Consider the following 22258-nt stretch of genomic DNA (forward strand, 5'->3'; position numbering starts at 1 on the left):
GCGCCTGTGGCCAACATGCAAGGTGCGCCGAGCTCGCAAGAGGAGCAGAAGTCGGCGCTCGAACAATACGGTGTCAACCTCACCGAGATCGCGAAGGCGGGCAAGCTCGACCCCGTGATCGGTCGTGACGCCGAGATCCGCCGGGTCAGCCAGGTGCTCACGCGGCGCACGAAGAACAACCCCGTGCTCATCGGCGAGCCGGGCGTCGGCAAGACCGCCGTGGTCGAGGGGCTCGCCCAGCGAATCGTCGCGGGCGACGTCGCCGAATCGCTGAAGAACAAGCAGCTCATCTCGCTCGACATCTCGGCGCTCGTCGCCGGCGCGATGTACCGCGGTCAGTTCGAGGAGCGGCTGAAGGCCGTGCTCAAGGAGATCAACGACGCCGAGGGCGAGATCATCACCTTCGTCGACGAGCTGCACCTGCTCATGGGCGCGGGCGGCGGCGAAGGCTCGGTCGCCGCTTCCAACATGCTGAAGCCCATGCTCGCTCGCGGCGAACTGCGGCTCATCGGCGCGACCACGCTCAACGAGTACCGCGAGTACATCGAGAAGGACGCCGCGCTCGAACGCCGCTTCCAGCAGGTGTACGTCGGCGAACCGAGCGTCGAAGACACGATCGCGATCCTGCGCGGACTCAAGGGACGCTACGAGGCGCACCACGGGGTCACGATCTCCGACGCCGCGCTCGTCGCCGCGGCATCCCTCTCGAACCGCTACATTTCGGCCCGCCAACTGCCCGACAAGGCGATCGACCTCGTCGACGAGGCGATGTCGCGCCTCAAGATGGAGATCGACTCGAGCCCCGTCGAGATCGACCAATTGAAGCGCCAGGTCGACCGCTTGAAGCTCGAAGAGCTCGCCCTGAAGAAGGAGAAGGACGACGCGTCGAAGGAGCGGCTCGCGAAGTTGCACGAGACGCTCGTCGAGCAAGAACGCGAACTCGCCGGCCTCGAGGCCCGCTGGGCACGTGAGCGGATGTCGCTGAATCGCGTCGGCGATCTGAAGAAGCAGCTCGACGACGCGGTCACGAGGCGCGACCGTGCGATGCGCGAGGCCGACTACGCGACGGCCTCGAAGCTCGAGTACGAGACGATCGCCCAACTGCAGCGCGATCTCGTGGCGGCCGAGCAGGCCGAAGCGGCGCCCGACGAGCCGCGCATGGTCAACGAGCAGGTCACCGAAGAGGACATCGCGCAGGTGATCGCCGCGTGGACCGGCATTCCCGTCGGCCGCCTGCTGCAGGGCGAGACCGAGAAGCTGCTGCACCTCGAGCAGGAGCTCGGCAAGCGGCTGATCGGCCAGAAGCGTGCCGTCGCCGCCGTCGCCGACTCGGTGCGCCGCTCGCGCGCGGGCATCAGCGACCCGAACCGGCCGACTGGTTCGTTCCTCTTCCTCGGCCCGACCGGCGTCGGCAAGACCGAGCTCGCGAAGTCGCTCGCCGACTTCCTCTTCGACGACGAGCACGCCATGGTGCGCATCGACATGTCGGAGTACGGCGAGAAGTTCTCGGTCTCGCGGCTCGTCGGCGCCCCTCCGGGCTACGTCGGCTACGACCAGGGCGGGCAGCTGACCGAGGCCGTGCGTCGTCGCCCGTACTCGGTGATCCTCTTCGACGAGGTCGAGAAGGCCCACCCCGAGGTCTTCGACGTGCTGCTGCAGGTGCTCGACGACGGCAGGCTCACCGACGGGCAGGGCCGCACGGTCGACTTCCGCAACACGATCCTGATCCTCACCTCGAACCTCGGCTCGCAGTACCTCATCGACCCGACGCTCAGCTGGGATGAGAAGGAGCAGGCGGTGCTGCAGACGGTTCGGCAGGCGTTCAAGCCCGAGTTCGTCAACCGGCTCGACGACATCGTGGTGTTCTCGGCGCTCAGCGAGCAGGAGCTCGCCGAGATCGTGAACCTCTACATCGATCGGCTCGGCGCGCGACTGCACGAGCGGCGACTGCAGCTCGGCGTCACGCCCGATGCCCGAGCCTGGCTCGCCGAACGCGGCTACGACCCGCTCTACGGCGCCCGGCCGCTGCGCCGGCTCATGCAGCACGAGATCGACGACCGCCTGGCGCGGGCGCTGCTCACCGGCGAGGTGCGCGACGGCGACACCGTCGTGGTCGGTCTCGCCGACGACGGCGACTCGCTGACCGTGGCGCGGGCCGAGGTGCCCGCGGAGTAGCCGCGCCGCGGCCGTGTCCCCCGTTTTGGAGGTACGGTTCCGTCCCCGACCCTCTACCGGCGAGTGGCGGGTCGGCGTAGCTTGTGCGACGGCTCACTGAGTCAGACCCGGGGCGGCTGGGGGGATCGCCCCGGGCTTCGTCGAAGTTCCCTTCGGGAGGCCGTCATGGTCCGTCCGATCGGCGCCGTCGCAATTCTCGGCGCATTCGCACTCGTGCTCAGCCAGCCGCTCGCTGCGGTTGCCGCACCGCCGACCAGCCCACCGGCGGCGGCACCACCGCCCGGCCTCTCCGACGAGTTCGGCGCCGGCGCACTCGTGCGGGTCGACCCGCTGGGCGACGTGCTCTCGGTGCTCAACCCGATCGGCGCGCTCACCGAGCCATCGGATGCGGCACCGGCCGACGTCGTGCTCGGCTACCTCGACGCTCACCGCGCAGCCTTCGGGCTCGACGGCGGCGGACTCGAGACCCTGACGGCCGATGAGGTCATCACCGACGCCAATGGCGTGAGCTACGTGCAGCTGCGTCAGCACGTGCAGTCGATCCCGGTGCACGACGCGGTCATCACCGCGAGCGTCGCCGCCGACGGCCGGCTCGTGCACCTCGGCGGTGTCGCAGCCGACGTTCCGGCGGCGAGGTCGGCGGCACCGCCGGCCCCGGAGGTCACCGCGGCCGATGCCATCGTCGGTGCGGCGGTCGAGGCATCCGGCGCAGCCATCACGACGGACGATGTGCCGAAGGAAGCGGACACGACCGCTGAGCCGAGTGTCGAGGTGCCCAACACGATCGCAGAGGGCGTGGTCGACGCCGCACCGCTCACGGCTGAACAACGCTGGTACATGGTCGACGACGGCGCGGCGCTCCAGCTCGCCTGGGTCACCGACGTCGAACTGTCGGGCGAGATCTGGGTCGAATCGGTCGTGGACGCGGTGACCGGTGAGGTGCTCGCCGAGTCGAGTCGCTACGCGCACGCCGCCCCCGAAGGGCGGGTCTTCGACGAGCAGCACCCCGACGCCACGGGCGCCGGGCGCGAGCTGCATCCGTTCACCGGTGTCAACGGCACGTGGGTGGGCGGCACGACGACGAGCGGCAACAACGTCAACGCCTACCGCGACCTCGACGACAACGACGCGAACGACGAATACCAGCCGAACACGCCCGCCATGGGCGACCCGGGCTACCAGGTGTTCGACTACGCGTTCACCGACGCGTGGCGCACCAATGCCGACGCCAGCCAGGCGAGCCTCGACGCCGACCTCGATGCGATCACGACGCAGCTCTTCTATTACACGAACGTGATGCACGACTACACGTACGAGCTCGGCTTCACCGAGGCGTGGCGCAACTTCCAGATCGACAACTTCGGCAACGGCGGCAGCGACGGCGACCCGGTGAACGCCGAGGCGCAGGACGGCTGGGACTTCGGCTGCCAAGACCAGGCCGACCCGCCGAACGACATCAGGTGCCAGAACAACGCCAACTTCGGCACGCCGGGTGACGGCGCGAGCCCGCGCATGCAGATGTACATGTGGGCGCCGGCCGGCCGGCCGTTCCGTGACGGCTCGATGGACGGCGACGTGATCGCCCACGAGTTCGGCCACGGCGTCTCGACGCGGCTCGTCGGCGGCGGCAGCTTCGACTACGGCGACGACCAGACCGGAGCGCTCGGCGAAGGCTGGAGCGACGTGCTCTCGTTCCTCAAGTGGGGTGACGCGATCATCGGCGAGTACGCCACCGGCAACACGACGACCGGCATCCGCTCGGTCGCGTACGACACCTCGCCGCTCGTGTACTCGGACTACAACAACTACGTGCCCGCCGACGGCAGTCCGCACGGCAACGGCACGATCTGGGCGACCATGGTCTACGCCGTGCGCGCCCTGGTCGGACTGCCAGTCGCCGAGCAACTCGTGATCGACGGCATGAAGAACACGAACGTCGGCAGCAAGCCCACCTTCGTCGACGCCCGCAACGGCCTCATCGCAGCGGATGTCGCGACGAACGCCGGCGCGAACGTCTGCGCGATCTGGTCGGCCTTCGCGCAGCGCGGGCTCGGTGAGCTCGCGGTCGCGGCCGGCACGAACGGTCACGGCGATCAGGTCGACGACTTCACGCTGCCCGCGGCGTGCGCTCCGACGGCGGATGCCGGCGGGCCGTACGCGACGATCGAGGGCACGGATGTCGCGCTGACGGCGGCCGGTTCGAGCGCCGGGTCCGACCCGAGCGCCGGCGCGATCGCGACCTGGGAGTGGGACCTCGACGGCGACGGGCAGTACGACGACGCCACGGGTGAGACTCCGACCTTCGCGCTCGTCGGGCAAGATGGGTCGTACCCGATCGGGCTGCGGGTGACCGATGCCTTCGGCAACACTGCGACCGATGCGAGCGAGGTCGACGTCGCGAACGTCGAGCCGGTGGTGACGATCGATCCGGTCGCTCCCATCGACGAGGCGACGCGCACCGTCACGATCAGCGGGGTCATCACCGACCCGGGATGGCTCGACGACCTGTCGGCGACGCTCGACCTCGACGACGGGGCGGGCGCCCTCGCGCTCGCCGGCGTCGAGGAGAACGCACGGCCCGACGCGACGCTCGCCTTCGAGGTGCTGTTCGACTACGGCGACAACGGTCTCTTCGATGTCGAGGTCTGCGGCTCCGACGACGATTCGACCACGTGCGCGAGCATCGTCGTCGACGTCGCGAACGTCGACCCGACGATCGAGATCGACACCTCGGGCACGCAGGTCTACGACGGGGTCGAGGCCTTCGTGCTCGACGCGGGCGGCAACCTCACGGTGCCGCTCACGACGACCGACCCGGGCAGCGACGACCTCACGGTCACGTGGAACTGGGGTGACGGAGCGACGAGCTCTGAGACCTCGCTCGTGAATCCGCCGGCGCTCGACCCGCCGAAGTCGCCGAGCGTGCAGCCGCGCGACGTCGACCTCTCGGCCGACCACGTGTACGCCGAGGCATGCCTGTACGAACTGGTCACCGAGGTCGAGGACGACGACGGCGGCACCGCCGCCGACTCGGCCGCGGTGGTCGTGGTCGGCGACGGCACCAAGTCGAAGCAGCACGGGTGGTGGCTGAACCAGTACCGCGAGAAGAAGTCGAACGACTTCACCGCCGCTGAGCTCGAGTGCTACCTCGACATCGTGGTGTTCTTCAGCACGGTGTTCGACAGCCCACTCGACCGAGCGGATGCCGTGGACATCTTCCACTCGCCGCCGAAGAGCGGCGCCGACGAGCAGTTCGACCAGTTCCTGCTCGCGGCGTGGCTGAACTTCGCCAATGGCTCGGTCGATCTGTCGACACCCGTCACCTACGGCGGCGTGGCGATGACGTGGGGCGAGGCGGTGCTCGCAGCAGAGACGGTGCGCACCGACCCGGCGTCGAGTGAGCACGACGTGCGGCAGGCGAAGGGCCGGCTCGCGTCGATCGTCACGACGAGCGGCTGACGTCGCGCTGGGGGCACGGCTGCGTCAGCCTCGAGTGTCGAACTCGGGGTCTGACGCGCCCGTGCTCTCTGCCGTGGGCACGCCGTTCGCGCTGGCGGGGATGCGACGTTCGAGCGCACTCGACAGCACGCCGATGCCGAGGCAGCCGAGCACCATCACCGCGATGTAGACCGCGTCGAGGCCCTGGTCGAGCAACAGGCCGGCCGCGATCGGCCCGGCGATCGCGCCGCCCTGGAACGCTGCGGCGTTGATCGCGTTGTAGCGCCCGCGATTGCGGTCGGAGGCGAGGTCGTTGTAGATCGCGGGCACGGTGGGTTGCAGCAGTGTCTCACCGAAGGCGAAGACACCCATGAACGCGAGCACGCCGATCGCCGCCGTGAGCGAGTCGGGCAGCAGCCCGGCAGCGCCGAGCAGCAGCCACGCCACCGCCCACACGGCCGCCATGACCCACATGACTCTGGTGCGCCGCTTGCCGGTGATGAACTTCAGCACGGTGAACTGCAGCAGCACGATGACCACCGTGTTGACGGCGAACGAGAAGCCGACGACCTGGGTCGACACCTCGGCGACCTGACGAGCGTAGGCGGGGAAGCCGGCCTCCATCTGGCCGTAGCCGATGAACATGGCGATGAAGGTGAGCAGCGTCAGCCACAGCACCGCCGGCCGACGGAGGATCTGGCGATACCCGGCGGTCGCCGGAGCGTCGTCGGAGGGATCGGCGTGCGTGCGCACGTGCCGGAGCGGGCCGAGCAGCAGCGCCGCCGGCACGAGGCAGCTGATCGCGTCGATGAGGAAGATCACGGTGAAGGTCTCGGGCTTGTCGACGTCGATGAAGAAGCCGCCGATGACGCCGCCGACGCCGATGCCGAGGTTGACGAGGGCGAAGTTGACGCCGAAGTACTGCTGGCGCAGCTCACCGGTGACCACCGCGGCGATGAGGGCGTTGAAGCCGGGCCACGAGACGCCGAAGTTGACGCCGATCAGCACGAGTGCGACGGCAGCGACGGCGGGGTGGGTCGCGTAGGCGAGCAGCGTGCAGCCGATGATCATCGCCGCGAGGCCGACGAGCAGCACCTTGCGGGCGCCGAACCGGTCGATGAGGGTGCCGCCGGGACCGGTGACGATGAGTCCGACGATCGCGATCAGACTCATCAGCCCGCCCGAGAGGCCGAGGTCGAAGCCGCGCACCTCGTGCAGGTAGATGATCGTGAACGGCAGCGTGAGGCCACGGCCGAGGGTCTGGATCGCGACTGTCGAGAGCAGCCATCGCCCCTCGGTGGGCAGTGCGTTCCAGAAGCTCCTGATGCCGATCACTTGAATATCTTGGCCGACACTGCCGACATCGCATGCATCGGCGACATCGCGCTGTCGCGCGCATCGCACACCCGAGGTTCACCTTGCGGCTCTACGCTTCGGGCATGCTGTTGCGCGAGGGCACGTCACGCGATCTCGTCGTCGAGACCGATCGCGGCCCCGTGTCGGGTCTGCGCCGCCACGGGGTGCGACTGTGGCGGGGCATCCCGTACGCCGCCTCGACGGCGGGCGAGCGCCGGTTCCGGGCGCCCGTGCCCGCCGAGGGCTGGAGCGACGTGCGCGACGCGACGCGCTTCGGGCCGGTCGCCCCGCAGAAGCGGCGCGGCCAGTTCATCGGCGCCGCGCCCCACCTGCCGCGCAGCGAGGACTGCCTGAGCCTCAACGTGATCGCGCCCGATGAAACCGTGACAGTGGGCGGGGCGGCCGGCTCCGGCGGCCGCCCGGTCATGGTGTTCATCCACGGGGGCGCCTACAGCGTCGGCTCGTCGGGGGAGTACCCGCGCCAGGGCGAGCGGCTGGCCCGGCAGCACGGCGTCGTCTACGTGAGCCTCAACTACCGGCTCGGCGCCCTCGGCTGGCTCGACTTCCGCGCCTACTCGCGGCCGGGGCGGCCGATCGAGGCGAACCTCGGCCTGCGCGATCAGGTCGCAGGGCTCGAGTGGGTGCGCCGCAACATCCGTGCCTTCGGCGGCGACCCCGACCGCGTGACCCTCTTCGGCGAGTCGGCCGGCGCCAACTCGGTGACGACGCTGCTCACCGTGCCCGCCGCCGAGGGGCTCTTCCATCGTGCGATCGCGCAGAGCTCGCCCGCGAATGCGGTCTACCTGCCCGACGTCGCGCAGCGGTGGGCGGGCGAATACGTGCAGCTGCTCAGCCGTGTGGTCGACGACGACGACCTCGAGAGCGAGTCGGTCGAGGATGCCGCGGCGATGCTCGTGACCGCCGACCCCATGCTGCTCGCCGAGGCGACGACGGCGCTCACGACCCGCACCCCCGACGAGAATCCCGGCACGATCAGCCTTGCGCCCGTCATCGACGGCGAGTTCCTGCCGCACCGTCCGCTCGACGCCTTCCGCGACGGGCTCGCGCACCGGGTGCCGCTCATCATCGGCACGAACGACCGCGAGGGATCGCTGTTCGAGGGTCGCATCGACATCCTGCCCACGACGAAGCCGCGCATCAGGGCGATCTTCGCCAACACGAAGAAGAAGGCGCGCAAGGCGATCAAGCGGCAGTACCCCGGTCTGCCCGAACGACGGCCGGCCGCCGACTTCGGCGGTGACTTCACCTTCTGGTTCCCGTCGGTGAAGGTCGCCGAGCGGCACTCGCGCTTCGCGCCGACCTTCGGCTACCGCTTCGATGCCGCACCACGGATGCCGCGGCTGCTCGGCCTCGACGCCACGCACGGCCTCGAGCTCTTCGCACTGTTCGAGAAGTTCGACACCCCGGTCGGCACCGGGCTCACGCTGCTCGGCGGGCGCCGCATGTTCCGTGCGGTCGGGCGACGGATGCAGCGGCACTGGGTGAGCTTCGCGGCATCCGGATGTCCCGGCGCAGACTGGCCGACCTACGACGAGGTCGACCGGCGCACCATCGTGTTCGACGGCGCCGATCGGGTCGAGCTCGACCCGCGACGCGAGAAGCGTCTGGCCTGGCAGGAGTTCGTGCCGCACGTGTGAGGCGGCGCACCGGTCGGTGCCTCACGACGCACGATTCTTGCCGGACACGCCGCGGAACGTGCGTCATGCTCGCGCGTCCACGCGGATTCGCGGGAGCTTCGAGCGCTGCTCTTGCCCCCATTCGCGGCACATGGAAGGATCGCGCTCATTGACGGCCCACGGATTGGACGAACATGTTGAGATTCAAATCCATAGCAACGACCTCCGCGCTGGCGCTCGCCCTGACGGCGCTCGTCGCCGGCCCGGCCGGCGCGGCGAACTCGACCGGCGACGAGGTGAGCGGTGAGCAGCAGTACGTCGTGCTCTTCGCCGAAGGCGCCTCGACCGAGGCGACGCGAGCGGCGGTGGCGGCCGCCGGTGGAACGATCATCGCCGAGAACGCCGAGGTCGGCGTCGCGACCGTCGTGACGACCGAGGCAGACTTCGCCGCTGAAGCCGCCGCCCAGTCGGTCATCGAGGGCACGGCGCAGAACCGCGTCATCGCCGACGTTCCGAACGCGCAGAAGGGCGCGGGCGCGGCAGAGAAGTTCGACAGCGCGAAGGCCGACCTCCGCGGCGCCGGCGAGAACGCCGCTGCCGGAGCTCCCGCCACGCGTCCGTCGAACGGCCGGCCGCTCGCCGAACCGCTCGCAGACCTGCAGTGGGACATGCAGGCGATCGACGCCACGGTCGACGGTTCGTACCGACACGACAAGAGCCGCGGCGTGCTGGTCGGCATCCTCGACACCGGTGTCGACGGAACCCACCCCGACATCGCCCCGAACTTCGACGCCGAGCTGAGCCGCAACTTCACGGTCGACATCGAGACCGATGCCAACGGCGACGCGATCGACGGCGCGTGCGCCGATGAGCCCGACCAGTCGTGCGAAGACGCGGCGGACGTCGACGAGAACGGTCACGGCACGCACGTCGCTTCGACGATCGCCTCGCCCATCAACGGCATCGGCATCGCGGGCGTCGCTCCCGATGCGACCATCGTCAACCTGCGCGCCGGCCAGGACTCGGGCTACTTCTTCCTGCAGGCCTCGCTCGACGCCCTCACGTACGCGGGCGACAACGGCCTCGACGTCGTGAACATGAGCTACTACGTCGACCCGTGGCTCTTCAACTGCACCTCGCACCCCGCCGACTCGCCCGAAGACCAGGCCGAGCAGCAGACCGTCATCACCGCCATGCAGCGCGCACTCGACTACGCACGCGGCAACGGCGTGACGCTCGTCTCCGCAGCCGGCAACGGTGCGACCGACTACACGAAGGTCATCAGCGACGCCTCGAGCCCCGACTTCGCGAGCGAGCCCGGTGAGATCGCGTACACGCGCGACCTGCTCGACCCGGCCTCGTGCATCTCGATGCCGAGCGAGGGCGACGGCGTCATCACCGTGAGCAGCACCGGCCCGAGCGAGCGCAAGTCGTACTACTCCGACTACGGCAACGGCTACGTCGATGTCGCCGCTCCCGGTGGCGACGTCTACGACACCGCCGAAGGCACCCGCGACTACGCCGCCGGCATCCTCGCCGCGTACCCGACCGCGCTCGCCGAAGCCGAGGGCGCGATCGACGAGAACGGCGACGTCGTCGTACCGTGGGCCGTCGAGAGCTGCGACGCATCCGGTGAGACCTGCGGCTACTACCAGTACCTGCAGGGCACCTCGATGGCCTCGCCGCACGCCGCGGGTGTCGCAGCCCTCATCGTCGGCCAGTTCGGCAAGCGCGACAAGGAGCACGGCGGCAAGACACTGTCGCCCGATGCCGTCGAGGCGAAGCTGCTGTCGTCGGCCGTCGACACGGCGTGCCCGGTGCCCGCCGACTTCACCTACGTGCGGCACCTGCCGAACGGCACCACGGCGACCTCGACGCACACGTGCGAAGGCTCGCCCACGAAGAACGGGTTCTACGGCGACGGCATCGTGAACGCGCTCGCCGCCATCAGGCGCTGACGCTGACGCTCGTCAGTTCCTGACGCACTCGACGGGGTCGACCGCTACTGCGGTCGGCCCCGTTCGTGTGCGTGATTCGAGCCGCGAGCGAGCGCGGCACGTCGCGGATCGCGAGGATTATTGCGGAGGCCCGCCCCCCGACAGGCCTCCGCGCCACCATGCTCCCCCCGGGGAGAGGCCTTCCCCGCGTCGCTCAGTGGTACGTCGCGATTCTCACACGATGGAGTCGTTCGTGTACATGGGCTGATCCGCCCAGGAGCCTGGGCCGACGATGGGTTCGCACATCACGGATGGCTCGAAAGTGCAGTTGATCAGGCGAATCATCTGCTCAACGGCGTGGCCTGAATCGATTAACCACCCCAGAAGTGGGGGTGAGGTTCGCCCGGCGTCGTAGGCTCGAACCATGCTCGCCACCGTCATCCACGCGCCCCGCGACATCCGTGTCGACACCGTCGCCGACCCCGTGCTCTCGACCGGTGGCGACGCCATCGTGAAGGTCGTCGCCGCGTGCGTCTGCGGCTCCGACCTCTGGCCCTACCGCGGCATCACGCCGACGCACGAGCCGCATCGCATCGGGCATGAGTTCGTCGGCGTCGTCGAGGCGGTGGGGGCGGATGTCGCCGCTGTCGCCGTCGGCGACTTCGTGATCGCCCCCTTCTACGTGTGCGACAACACCTGTGCCAACTGCCGCAACGGCGTCTCGACCTCGTGCCTGAACGGCGGCTGGTGGGGCGGCGACGACCGTCTCGGCGCCTTCGCCGACGGCGGTCAGGGCGAGCGCGTGCGGGTGCCGCTGGCCGACGGCACGCTCGTGGTCGTGCCGGGCCCGATCGCCGACGACGAGGTGCCGGGGTTGCTGGCGCTCTCCGACGTCATGGGCACCGGCCACCACGCCGCCGTCTCGGCGGGTATCGCCCCCGGCGACTCGGTCGCGGTCGTCGGCGACGGCGCCGTCGGGCTGTGCGCGATCATCGCGGCGAAGCGACTCGGCGCCACGACGATCATCGCGATGTCGCGGCATCCCGAGCGCCAGGCGCTCGCGCAGCGCTTCGGCGCGACCCATGTGGTCGCCGAGCGCGGCGACGAGGGCATCACCCGCGTGCAGGAGCTGACGGGCGGCATCGGCGCCGACCGGGTGCTCGAGTGCGTCGGCACGAAGGAGTCGATGGACCAGGCGATCCGCTCGACCCGCCCGGGCGGCATGGTCGGCTACGTCGGCGCGCCGAACGGCGGGCCCGAGCTGCCCGTGCGGCCGCTGTTCAATCGCAACGTCGGCGTCAACGGCGGCATCGCGCCGGTGCGCGGCTACATCGAAGAGCTGCTGCCCGACGTGCGGTCGGGAGCGATCGAGCCCGGGCTCGTCTTCGACCTCGAACTGCCGCTCACCGATGTCGCCGAGGCGTACGCCGCAATGGACGAGCGCCGCGCGATCAAGGTGCTGTTGCGGCCATGAGCGAGTCACACGAGTTGCTCGACCGGCTCGTCGCCGAAGAGACCGAACTGCGGTTCGCGCGCTTCACCCTCGACGATGCATGGGAGCTCGGCGGCCGCCTTCGAGCGGCCGCCGCCGAAGCCCGCCTGCCGGTCGCCATCGCGATCTGGTTCGGGCCGCAGCGCGTGTTCCACACCGCGCTGCCCGGGGCGAGCGCCGACAACGACGCCTGGCTCGACCGCAAGCACCGCGTCGTCGAGCGGTTCGGCCGGGCGTCGATGCTCGTCGGCGAGGAGTTCCGCGCGAAGGGCGAGGACTTCGACGTGCACGCCCGCCTCGACCCGCGCGAGTTCGCGGCGCACGGCGGCGTGGTGCCGATCCGCATCCGAGAAGCGGGCGTCATCGGTGCAGTCGGTGTCTCGGGGCTGCCGCAGCTGGCCGATCACGACCTCGTGGTCGAGCAGTTGCGCGCGTACTTGCGCGAGTAGCGCGCCGGTGAGTCCCGTCGCTGATCGCCGTGACGCCGAGAGCCACCGGCGCCGCCCGGGTCACGGGGCCGCTGCGCCGGTTGCTCGGCTGTGCACCGGCAGCGGCAACGCCTCCGCGAGTGCCGCTGCGGCCTGACGGAGCAGACCGACGTGACGGGCGGCGGTCGAGATCCGCGAGACGGATGTCGCGAGTGCGAGCGCCCCGAGCAAGGCGCCGGCAGGCGACCGCACCGGCACGGCGAAGCACGCCCGATCGGGTGAGAGCAAGCCGATCTGCTGGGTGTAGTCGAGCACTCGTGCCGCTTCGGCGATCTCGGCGAGATCATCGAGCGAGGCCGAACTCATGGCCGTCGCCGTCGCCGCAGGAACCTCTGCGAGGAGCAGGCGCCCGATCGCCGACCGGGCCGGGTCGCGGATGAGGCCGTGCGGATCCGAGATCGGGCTGCGACGATCTTCGTCGACCAGCACGATGCCGGCATCCGCGAATCTCGCGAAGTGGATCGCCTGCCCCGTCTCGCGTCGCAGGGATTCGAGAACCTGCTCGTACCCGGCTGTTGCCGAGGTCGGGGCCACGAGATGCGCCAGCTCGACCACCCGCGCTCCGAGGATGAATCCCTTGAGATCGGGGCGGCGAAGCAGGAACTCGTCTTGCACCAGGGAGTTCACGATGCGATAGACGGTGGCGCGCGGAACGTCGAGCGTGCGGGAGATGTCGTTCGCCGTGACTCCCGTGCGATGTCGTGCAACCTGCTCGAGGATCTCGAGCGCGAGGGCGATGTTGTTCGCACGTGGCGCTGCCACCGCCTCGGCACCGGGATCGCGACTCGGCATCACCGGCTCGCGTCCGCCTGAGCGCCTGGTTCCGCGGCGGGGTGCGCCGGCCTGCCGGGCAGCCCGCCGATGGAATCGGAAGCCACAGGGCTGTCGTAGAGCCCGAGACGATCGGCGATGCCGAGCCGTCGCATCCGGAACAGGCACGCGACGACCGCGATGGTGCCGAGTACGACGGCGAGCACGAGCCCGGGTGCGAGCGATTCGTTCGCCGTCACGACGTAGTGGGCGAGCGCTGAGGCGAGCGCGCCGGCGCAGATGAGTGCGAAGAGGGCGCTGCGCCAGGTGAACTCTCCGATGCGCACGAGGAACACGGGCGCGGCGATGCAGAGCAGCACCGACGCGGCGATGTAGCCGCAGACTGCTGCCGGCGAGGTATACGAGCGCAGGCCCTCGCCTGCGCCCGTGGCTGCGATCCAGACGCACGGCACCGCAGTGACGCCCGCGGCGATGATCGCGGCGCCGAGCGCCGGGGTGCCGAACCGCTTCCACGTTCGCCCGAACGCCGCGGGCAGCAATTGCTCGCGGCTCATGGCGAACGCCAACCGCACGAGTGCGGTCGTCGAGGCGAGCGCGCACGCGAGGAACGACAGGGCGATGATGAGGTCGATCAGGGGGCCGAGGCCGGAGAGGCCGGCGTCGGCCGCGAGGGAGACGAGCGGCAGATCCATGGGGCCGGCCGAAGGCGCGGCGTCACCCGAGAGCTGGGCGGCCGCGCCGATCAGGTAGACCACGCCGACGCCGAGCACCGTCCAGAGCAGCGCGCGCGGAATCGTCGCGAGCGGTCGGCGGGTCTCGGGCCCGAGGCCGGTGCCGCTCTCGAAGCCGATGAAGGCCACGAGCGCGACGCCGACGCCGGCGAGCACCGCGCCCGGATCGAACGGTGCGGACAGGTCGGGAACGAGGTCCGCGAGGTTCCAGCCGGTGCTGTTCAGCACGACGATCGACACGGTGAGGATCATCGCGACCGCGAGAATCTCGATCACGAGCATGACGCGGGTCGAGAGCCGCAGGCCGCACGCGATGACCGTGGTGATGATCACACCGAACCCGACGATCACGGCGGGAAGGAGCCAGCCGGGCGGCTCCGCGCCGGTGGCATGCCCGATCAGCGAAACACTGCGCCGTGACGCGTTCATGAGGGTGCTCGCGGCGATGCCGCCGTATCCGAGTGCCAGTGCGACGCCCGCCACGATGCCGGCGACGGGCCCGAGGCCGCGGGCCACGAAGGTGTAGAGCGATCCGGTGCTCGCGATGCGCCGGGCGAACACCGAGATGGTCAACGCCAGCAGCACCGCGATGCCGAGCGTGACCAGGAGGGAGACGAAGGCGAACGAGCCGGCGCGCTCGCCGAGTGCGAGGGGGTTCACGAGCACCACGCCCGCCGGAGCGACCGCCGCGACGGACTGCCCCGTGACATCCCAGCCGCCGATCGTGCGTCGTCGCAGGCCGTGCACCGGGGACGTCGTTTCGAGGCCGGCGATCGGCTGGCGTTCGGCGATGGCCCGTTCGAGTGCCCGCACGAGTCTCCCTCCGCCTCGGGCAGGTTAACGCGAGCACGTTGCCGACGGGTCTCGCTCGGATTTCGGTCGGATGACGCGGGGTGGGACGCCGAAGGGGTGAAGCAGCCGAAGTGTCCATTCGCGCATCCACGAACTTCCCCCACGGGCAACAGTGGCGAAACAGGCGGTGGCGAGACTCACGACACGCCATTCGGCCGTGAGCGCCCGGTGGTCCATCAGCACAGCGAAAGGATGCTCGTGAAACATCCAGTTCAACGCCCGCCCGGCTCCGATGCCACGGAACCGGCGGAGGCCGGGCCACGTCTTCGGAAGTCGAGAGTCCTCGGCATCGCCTCCATCGCCGCATCCGCGGGCGCTGTCATCGTGCTGGCCGTCGCGACGCAGGTCGCGGTGCAGGCCACGAGCGAGGAGCCCGACGCCGCGTCGGCGCCGATCGCGGCCGAGTCGACCGACGAGAACGCGCCCGAGAAGGCCGAGACGCTCGCGCCACCGGCCGAGATCCCCGCAGCCTACGACCAGCTGGCCGGTGACGAGGTGGCGTACGTGCGCTTCCTCGTGAGCCAGTCGGCCGACTTCACGGCGGGTTCCGACCTCTTCGGCGGCACCGGCCTGCAGTACCTCTCGACGGATGTCGCCGACCCCTCCTTCCACAGCGACGGGCAGCGACGACTCACGCTGCTGTACTACGACTACGCGAGCAATGAGCTCGTCAGCTTCCTCGTGAACGTCACGAGCGGCGCCATCGAGGAGGTGCAGCGCGGCACGGGGTCGCAGCCAGCACCGACCGACGCCGAGACGTTGTACGCGTGGGAGCTGCTGCTCGCCGATCCTGCCGCGTCGGCAGAGCTCGGCACCGAGTTCGCCTCGTACACGGGCGGTGCCGCGCTCACCCGCGACGCGGCATCCGTGGAACTCAGCGCCCATTCGTTCACGACCGACGCCGCCTCGTTCGGGGCCGAGTCCTGCGGCATCGAGCGGTGCGTGCAGGTGCTCGCGCAGGTCGACGGCGGCCCCTACCTCACGACGAGCACCTACGTCGTGAATCTCTCGACCCAGACCGTTCTGCCCGTTTCATGAACCAGGAGACTTCCATGACCAAACGTTTCGGAGCGCTCGCGCTCGCGGGAACCATCGCCGCCGGCGGCCTGCTGCTCGTGCCGATCAGCGGCGCATCGGCACAGACCGTCACCGAGGCATCCTGCTCGGGCGAATCGCTCGTGCAGGAGACGCTCGACGCCGGCTCCGGTTGGGAGATGTGCTGGCGCATCGACACCTATCGAGGGCTCGTGCTCGACAAGGTCGCGTATCAGCCACGGGATGAAGCGGCGCCGATCATGGTGCTCGACTCGATCGCGCTCGCCCAGCTCAACGTGCCGTACGACACCGGCGCCACCGAGTACAACGACGTCACCACCTATCAGGTCGGTGGCCGGCGGCTCCAGGCCATCACCGACGTCGACTGCCCCGTCGGCGAGGTGCGCACCGCGTGGACGGATGCCGCTCGCGGCGAGATCCCCGCGATCTGCATCGGCGAGGAGGACTCGGGACTGGCGTACCGCTCGAACATCACGAACGACGCGGTGTACGCCGCGCAGGGCACCGACCTCGTGCTGCACACGGTGTCGCGCATCGGCTGGTACGAGTACCAGACCGAGTACCGCTTCCACGATGACGGCGAGGTGTCGGTGCGCCTCGGCGCCACTGGCGACCTCTCGCCGAACGACTACACGAACGTCGTCAACCAGGGCTGGCCGCTCGGCGAGGGCGACACCGACCACGCCGTGAACCACTACCACTCGGCCTTCTGGCGAGTGGACTTCGGCATCGACAGCGCCGAGGAGCAGGTCGTCGAGAAGTTCGACACCGATCCCACCGGCGAGCACGGCACGACCGGCGACACGGGCCATACCGCGATCCTCGACACGCAGCTCACGTCGGTCGACACCGAGGGCAAGGTGATCGTCGACAACCGCGAGGCGTACCGCGTCGTGAACCCCGACAGCATCAACGCCGACGGGCACGCCCGCTCGTACGAGATCATCGTCGACCGCGATCAGGCCTACAACCTGAATCCCGAGACCGACTACGACATCGCCTTCACGAGCGCGAAGTCCGATGAGGTGCACGCGTCGTACAACCTGATCCCGCGCAAGGCGAACCAGGGTGTGACCGACTACATCGCCGACGGCGAGACCCTCGAGGACCCGGTCGCCTGGGTCAACGTCGGCTTCCACCACATCAACCGCGACGAGGACCAGAGCCCCATGCCGATCCACTGGCAGGGCTTCACCCTCTACCCGCGCGACGTGACGTCGCAGAACCCGATCATCCCCGAAGGACGCAAGTGGGTGAACGGCGACATGCGCGGTGTTCCGAACCCGAACATCCCGACCACGCCCCCGACGACGGCGCCGCCGACCACGCCGCCCACCACGGCGCCGCCGACCACCACCCCGCCGACCACCACGCCGCCGACGACCACTCCGCCGACGACCACGCCGCCCGGCGGTGGCGGTGCCTCGACGGGTGCGGTCGAGTTCGGATCAGGTGAAGTCACGCCCGGAAGCACGCAGTCGGTCACCGCATCGGGCTTCACCCCGGGCGAGTCGGTGAGTGCCGTGCTGCACTCCGACCCGATCGACGTCGGCACCTACCTCGCAGATGAGGAGGGCGACGTGAAGTTCCAGTTCCTGGTGCCGACCGACCTCCCGCTCGGCGAGCACCGTCTCGTGCTCACCGGGCAGACATCGTCGGTGACGGCCGAGGGCACCTTCACGGTGGCCGGGGCGACCGTCGCCTCGGTGTTCGAGGTGCTCGGCAACACGGGCAGCAACGCGAACGTGCTCGCCACGGTCGGCGCCCTGCTGCTGTTCGCCGGCGCGGGCCTCGGCTTCGCCGGCTGGTACCGCCGCCGCCACGAGTCGGGCGTCGTCGCCGCCTGACACCGATCGCCGTGGGTGGTCGTGGCCTCGAGCCACGGCCACCCACGGCCGCATCCCGGAGGAACAGCATGACTCGATCGCGTCTGGCCGGCGCATCCGCCCTCATCGCGGGTGCCATCGCCCTGACCTCGCTGGGCGTCGTGGGCGTCTCGCTGATCGCCCCGGCTCCGCCCGCGACCGTTCTCGCCGCCGGCGCGGGCGGAGCAGTCGTCGCCGAGTTCCCGGTCTCGGCCGACTACTGCTACGTCGAGGCGATGATCCCGCACCACGAGCAGGCACTCGAGCTCAGCGGCATCGTGCTCGACGAGCCGTCGGCGGGCGAACGCGTTCGAGCGCTGGCCGAGTTCATCGTCACCGACCAGACGCGTGAGATCGAGGCGATGGAGGCGTGGCGGGATGCGTGGACCGCTGCCGATCGGACTCCGCCCGAGGCTGCCGCACCGGCCGCCGGCGGGCACGACGGTCACGCGGCCCACGGTTCCGCAGCCGCACCGGCCGCACCGCCGACGCCGACCATCCAGGCGGCTGAGGGGTGCGAGGCGCACGGCGGTGCAGCGGGGCATGGCGGCATGCAGGGCATGGCCACCCCTGCGCAGCTCGACGCGCTCCGTTCGAGTGACGGAGTCGCGGCCGAGCGCATGTTCCTCGAACTGATGATCGTGCATCACGAGGGTGCCCTCGTGATGGCGCGCACGGCCGTCGCCGAGGGTGAGAACGCCTTCACTCGGGCGTCGGCCAAGCATGTGCTCATCGAGCAGGCGCGCGAGATCGCCGCGATGGGCGCGATCATCGAGGAACTCGGGTGACGGCCCCGCCGACCGAGCGGATGCGCGGTGCCGCGGCGCTTCGCCCCGTGCTCATCGCGGTTGCACCGGCGCTGCTCGCACTCGGAGCGGCGCTCGCCTTCGGCGTCGGACACGTCAGCCATGAGTCGATGCGGCCCGGCCTCGAACCCGGCGACGCCGTGGTGTTCGATCGGGTGGTGCCTCCCGCTCGGGGGGACGTCGTCGTCGTGGCGGACCCCGGCGGTTGGTCATCGGTCGATGGGGCACTGCTCGTGAAGCGCGTCATCGCGGTCGGCGGAGATCGAGTCGTGTGCTGCGAGGTCGGCACCGGGCGGCTGATGCTGAACGGCGCAGCGCTCGATGAGTCGTACGTGCTCGACGCGTCACGCCCGGGCGGGGTGATTCCGTTCGATGTCAGGGTGGCAGACGGCTCGCTCTGGCTCGTCGGTGACAACCGCGCGGCCTCCCACGACTCTCGCGCCGAGGTGTCGTCGCCGTCGGGCGGCACGGTGCCCGGCGATCAGGTGCTCGGGGTGGTGCGGGCGACGGTGCCCTGGTAGCCACTGGCCACACACGGCGCGCGCCGCGCGGGAGCCGCGCGGGCTACTCGCCGACGAGCACGAGCACGAGCTCTTCGATTCGGCCAAGACGATCGGCGCGCCTACCCCGTGAACGGGGGGCACGCCGGCCGGCCACGAACCGAAGCGTTCCCCCTAGGCTGCTAGGGCCCGAACAGACAGGATCCCCACGTTGCTCCCGAACACCCTCCCGCGACGCTCGATTTCGCTCGTCGCCCTGCTCGTCGCCCTCATGACCGCGCTCTCGATCTGGCAGCCCTCGGTGGCCGCCGCATCCGAACCGGACGTGCCGCATCTCGTGTCGCTCGAGCGCCTTTCGAGTGACGTGGTCGAGCACGGCGACGAGATCGTGATCGGCTGGGAGTTCGACGCCCCCGTCGACATGGTGAGCGTGATGCTGCGCGATTCGATGGGCGGCTCGCAGAACCTGTACGGAAACGGGGGTGCTGCCACGTCGGGTGAGGTTCGGGGCACGGTCGACACGGCCTCGTGGCCGGGTGGGACAGTCACGTTCAACGGCCTCAGCTACTCCTGGATGTCGGGGGACCAGTACAAGACCGTCAGCCTGGACGCGAACGGCGTGGTCACCTGGAAGACCGACGGCCTTCCGGCGGTGCCACCCGTCGGTGACGCGATCCACGTCGCGCCGTTCGACGTGGCCTCCGATGTCGACCTGTCGATTCCACCGGCGCTGCTGAGCGCGGAACTGCAGTCGGCGGAGGTGCTCACCGATGGTGCTGAGGTCGTGATCCCCTGGGAATTCGACCGGCCCGTGGAGTCGGTCACGCTCCGATTCCGTGATGGAGTCGGCAGGGGACACGCCGCCGAGTGGTCCGCATGGGGGAACGGGGCCGGTCCCTCGACGGCGGGCGTTGCGCGGGTGCTCGTCGAAACGCCGGAATGGGCCGCCGGCACGGTCGTGTTCTCCGAGCTCACGTACACCTGGGGTATGGGGAAGTCCATGACCCTCAGCGCCCAGGGTGCGGTCGTCTACAAGCAGCCGAGCGGGTTGGCGGATGCGACCCTGCCCGCGGGCGGGCTCGGGCACCTCGCGTTCGACATCGATTCCGACTTCGATCCGTCGGCGACGCCCGGGCTGACCTCGCTCGAGCGCACGTCGGCCGACGTGGTCGGCGATGGTGACGAAGTGGTGCTTCAGTGGTCGTTCGATGCTCCCGTCGACTCGATGACGGTGACCCTGCGTGACGCGTTGGGTGGGCTGCATCCTCAGTACTCGGGGATGTGGGGGGCGTCGACGTCCGGCGAGATCCGCATGGCAGTCGACACCGCGATCTGGCCGCGCGGCCCGGTGGTGCTCGAGAGTATTCACTACGCGTGGGGCCTCGGCGAGCACTACAAGTCGGTTCAGCTGGGTGCAGACGGTGCGGTGATCTGGGCATCCGGTGAGGTCGGCGAGATCCCCTCGGCCGCGGAGGCCATCGATGTTCCCGAGTTCCAGGTGGAATCCGACCTCGATCTGTCGATACCGCCGCTGCTCTCCAGCGCATCGCGAACCTCGGCCGGTGTGCTCGCGGACGGTGACGAACTCGCCGTCGCATGGTCGTTCGATCGTCCGGTCGATCAGGTACGCGTGCGTTTCCGTGACGCCATGGGTTCGCCGAGATACGCATCCTGGTGGGGCGGAATGACTCCGACCACCGACGGCGTCGCGCGTGCAACGATCGACACCACGGAGTGGGCCGGCGGCGCAGCGGTCTTCGACGGCATCGAGTACCGCTGGGGAGCCGCCTCGATGAGCCTGGATGCCAGCGGCGCAGTCGAGTACAAGTCTCCGAGCGGGGTGAAGGATGCCACCCTTCCGGTCGCCGACCTCGTCGGGCTGACGTTCGACGTCGATTCCGACATCGACCTGGCTGCGGTCCCGGCGCTGTCGTCGGTGACCCGGATCTCGGGTCCCACTCTCGGTGAGGGCCAACAGCTGCAGATCGGGTGGGAGTTCGACGCGCCGGTCGATTGGGTGGCATTCACCTACGTCGATGGACTCGGTCGTCACCATTCGCTCCACTGGTCGGGTGCGCTGACGACGGCAGGGGTGGCGACGCAACCGCTGGACACGTCGTCCTGGGCACCCGGCGCGGCCGAGCTCCTGCAGGTCCGCTATTCGGGGGCTGGTGACGGCTCGATCGTCCTGTTGCGTGATGGCACGATGTCGTCGAAGCTGCCGGCCGGCATCGACGACGCGGCCCCGTTCCCCGGCGGTTTCGCCGGTCTCGACTTCCAGGTCGAGTCCGACGTGGTGTTCCAGACGGTATCCATCCCGGAGCCGGTATTCGTCGACGCCACGTGCGACGCGCCTGCGCACCTGAAGCTCGATGACTTCCCCCACGGAATGTGGTCGTGGTCGCCGAACGACGGTCGCTCGGGCGATGGCGCAGAGTCCCATGACGGTGCGCCGTGGTCACCTCGACCCGGGATTCCCTACACGGTCGAGGCCTACTTCGACGATGGGTGGGGAACGACGGGGCAGTCCCGATGGACGCACCTGTTCGTCGCACCGGACTCCTGCGGACCGTTGCTGGAGCTGACTGCCGCTCCGACCCCGATCATCGACGGTGTCCCGGCGGTCGGATCCGAGCTGACCGTCGTCCCGGGAACGTGGGCGCCGGAACCCGTCGAGTTGTCGATCCAGTGGATGAGGGATGGCGTGCCGATCGTCGGCGCGACCACGGGCGTCTATGTCCTGACGGTGGACGATGCCGACGCGTCCATCACCGTGGAGGTGACCGGGTCCAAGGCAGGCTACGAGACCGCGGTCAGATCGAGCGACCCGGTCGACGTGCAGCCGGCGGTCCCGAGCCAGGTGGAGCGTTTCTCGGGTGCTGATCGGTTCGCGACGTCGGCGGTGATCTCGGCGGAGAGTTATGCGCCGGGTGTCGATGTGGTGTTCGTCGCGAACGGGTTGAACTTCCCGGATGCGTTGGCTGGTGCTCCGGTGGCTGGTGCGCAGGGTGGTCCGTTGCTGTTGGTGGCGGACTCGATGATCCCGGCGGTCGTGGCGGCGGAGTTGGATCGTCTGGATCCGAAGCGGATCGTGGTGCTGGGCGGGGCGGGTGTGGTGCACGAGTCGGTGGTGCAGGAGCTGGAGGCGTACACG

The 22258-nt window shown here is 69.7% G+C and carries 14 protein-coding genes; 11 read left to right on the forward strand and 3 right to left on the reverse strand.

Annotated elements, in window-relative coordinates; all coding sequences use genetic code 11:
- Nucleotides 1–6 precede the first annotated feature (6 nt).
- Entirely contained in the window at nucleotides 7–2175 is a 2169-nt protein-coding gene (locus H521_RS24435; RefSeq protein WP_022894639.1) for an ATP-dependent Clp protease ATP-binding subunit, read from the forward strand.
- A gap of 165 nt (nucleotides 2176–2340) precedes the next feature.
- Nucleotides 2341–5634, forward strand: a complete 3294-nt coding sequence (locus tag H521_RS0119225; protein ID WP_022894640.1) for a M36 family metallopeptidase — start codon at nucleotides 2341–2343, stop codon at nucleotides 5632–5634.
- 24 nt (nucleotides 5635–5658) lie between these two features.
- On the opposite strand, the gene H521_RS0119230 is transcribed toward H521_RS0119225, so the two are convergent.
- A complete protein-coding gene (locus H521_RS0119230) occupies nucleotides 5659–6948 on the reverse strand; it encodes an MFS transporter (RefSeq protein ID WP_022894641.1) in 1290 nt (429 codons plus the stop codon).
- A 104-nt stretch (nucleotides 6949–7052) separates the two neighbouring features.
- Between H521_RS0119230 and H521_RS0119235 the strand changes: the two genes are divergently transcribed.
- The 4 genes from H521_RS0119235 (at nucleotide 7053) to H521_RS0119255 (ending at nucleotide 12484) form a co-directional block, all read left to right on the forward strand.
- The gene (locus tag H521_RS0119235; RefSeq protein ID WP_026482494.1) at nucleotides 7053–8627 is read left to right on the forward strand and encodes a carboxylesterase/lipase family protein; all 1575 of its coding nucleotides are present in this window, start codon (nucleotides 7053–7055) and stop codon (nucleotides 8625–8627) included.
- 173 nt (nucleotides 8628–8800) lie between these two features.
- Entirely contained in the window at nucleotides 8801–10564 is a 1764-nt protein-coding gene (locus H521_RS0119240; protein WP_022894643.1) for a S8 family serine peptidase, read from the forward strand.
- Between the two features lie 403 nt (nucleotides 10565–10967).
- Nucleotides 10968–12017, forward strand: a complete 1050-nt coding sequence (locus tag H521_RS0119250) for a zinc-dependent alcohol dehydrogenase family protein (protein ID WP_022894645.1) — start codon at nucleotides 10968–10970, stop codon at nucleotides 12015–12017.
- Nucleotides 12014–12484 (forward strand): heme-degrading domain-containing protein, encoded by a 471-nt coding sequence (locus H521_RS0119255; protein WP_022894646.1) that lies wholly within the window; start codon nucleotides 12014–12016, stop codon nucleotides 12482–12484. Before H521_RS0119250 ends, H521_RS0119255 begins: the two co-directional genes overlap by 4 nt.
- A gap of 60 nt (nucleotides 12485–12544) precedes the next feature.
- On the opposite strand, the gene H521_RS24440 is transcribed toward H521_RS0119255, so the two are convergent.
- Both H521_RS24440 and H521_RS24445 read right to left on the reverse strand, forming a co-directional pair.
- Nucleotides 12545–13315, reverse strand: a complete 771-nt coding sequence (locus H521_RS24440; protein ID WP_022894647.1) for a helix-turn-helix domain-containing protein — start codon at nucleotides 13313–13315, stop codon at nucleotides 12545–12547.
- Complete coding sequence (locus tag H521_RS24445; RefSeq protein WP_022894648.1) at nucleotides 13315–14838, reverse strand: APC family permease; 1524 nt, start codon at nucleotides 14836–14838, stop codon at nucleotides 13315–13317. Before H521_RS24445 ends, H521_RS24440 begins: the two co-directional genes overlap by 1 nt.
- Before the next feature lie 237 nt (nucleotides 14839–15075).
- On the opposite strand from H521_RS24445, the gene H521_RS0119270 reads away from it, so the two are divergent.
- From H521_RS0119270 to H521_RS0119290, 5 genes are all read left to right on the forward strand, one after another.
- Nucleotides 15076–15915, forward strand: a complete 840-nt coding sequence (locus H521_RS0119270) for a hypothetical protein (protein WP_156891590.1) — start codon at nucleotides 15076–15078, stop codon at nucleotides 15913–15915.
- 14 nt (nucleotides 15916–15929) lie between these two features.
- Complete coding sequence (locus tag H521_RS24450) at nucleotides 15930–17780, forward strand: copper amine oxidase (RefSeq protein ID WP_022894650.1); 1851 nt, start codon at nucleotides 15930–15932, stop codon at nucleotides 17778–17780.
- Nucleotides 17781–17848: 68 nt separating this feature from the next.
- Nucleotides 17849–18586 (forward strand): DUF305 domain-containing protein, encoded by a 738-nt coding sequence (locus H521_RS24455; protein WP_022894651.1) that lies wholly within the window; start codon nucleotides 17849–17851, stop codon nucleotides 18584–18586.
- Nucleotides 18583–19125, forward strand: coding sequence for a signal peptidase I (gene lepB / locus H521_RS24460; RefSeq protein WP_051159362.1), 543 nt, complete (start codon nucleotides 18583–18585; stop codon nucleotides 19123–19125). Before H521_RS24455 ends, lepB begins: the two co-directional genes overlap by 4 nt.
- 190 nt (nucleotides 19126–19315) lie before the next feature.
- On the forward strand, nucleotides 19316–22258 hold a 2943-nt coding region (locus H521_RS0119290), incomplete at its 3' end, for a cell wall-binding repeat-containing protein (protein WP_026482495.1).

This window comes from Agromyces subbeticus DSM 16689, from assembly GCF_000421565.1.
In the GTDB taxonomy this organism is placed as follows: domain Bacteria; phylum Actinomycetota; class Actinomycetes; order Actinomycetales; family Microbacteriaceae; genus Agromyces; species Agromyces subbeticus.